This window comes from Streptomyces sp. RP5T (genome assembly GCF_003933965.1).
Taxonomy (GTDB): Bacteria; Actinomycetota; Actinomycetes; order Streptomycetales; family Streptomycetaceae; genus Streptomyces.
Map to the genome: position 1 here is coordinate 1 of NZ_RSAJ01001196.1, position 834 is coordinate 834.

Annotated in this window: 1 protein-coding gene; it reads right to left on the reverse strand. The window is 75.3% G+C overall.

Features of this window, described 5'->3' with window-relative positions:
- A partial coding sequence (locus tag EHS43_RS45355) for an alpha/beta hydrolase (protein WP_125196136.1) occupies positions 1-795 on the reverse strand: 795 nt, incomplete at its 3' end.
- Between the last annotated feature and the right edge of the window lie 39 nt (positions 796-834).

An 834-nucleotide genomic window follows, 5' to 3' on the forward strand; every position in this document is an offset into this window, starting at 1 on the left:
GCTCAGGACCGGGGAGTCCAGGATCAGCCCGCTGACCCGGTCGCGCACACCCGAGTGGGCGGCGGCGCGCAGGGCCATGGTGGCGCCGGTGGACCAGCCGTGCAGCACGAGTTGGCGGGCGCCGTTGCTGACGGCGTAGCGCATCGCGGCGTCCAGGTCGCGCCACTCGGTCTCGCCGAAGTGGTTCAGGCCGTCCGCCGGGCGGGGGGCGCCTGCGTCGCCGCGGTGGGTGGTGGCGAGGACCGGGAAGCGGTGGCGGTGCAGGAACTCCATGACGTTGAGGGTGTGTTCGCGGGTCGCGCCGAGGCCGTGGACCGCGATGACCCAGGTGTCCCGCACGCCGGGGACGAACCAGGCGGGCAGGAGGCCGAGTTCGCCCGGGATGTCGACGTCGCTGTGGTCGAGGCCGAGGGCCGACCCGGGGTCGCCGACGTAGACGTTCGGGGTGAGCCACACCTTGTCGCCGGGGGCCAGGGTGCCGTGGGTGACGCGCTCCAGGCGGCGGACGACGGTGTCGGCGGAGTGCGGTTCCGCGGTGAGGACGGGCCCCACGACGGCGTGGGAGCCGTCTCCGGTGAGGCCGTAGGTGCCGGGGCGCAGGGCGGCGAGGTCGCGGGTCAGGGCGATGCGGCCGGCGGCGGTGGAGTGGACGGTGAGCCGGGGTTCACCGGGCAGCGGACGGCCCGGGGGCAGCTTCAGTCCGGCGTCGCCGGCCATCCTCCCGGCGACGATTCCGGCGGCGCCGGCGGCCAGGGCTGCGGTGACGGCGGCGGCCGTCGCTTTGACAGTACGCACGCTTTTCAGTGTCGCGGGGGATGGGGGTCGGGGCCAGTG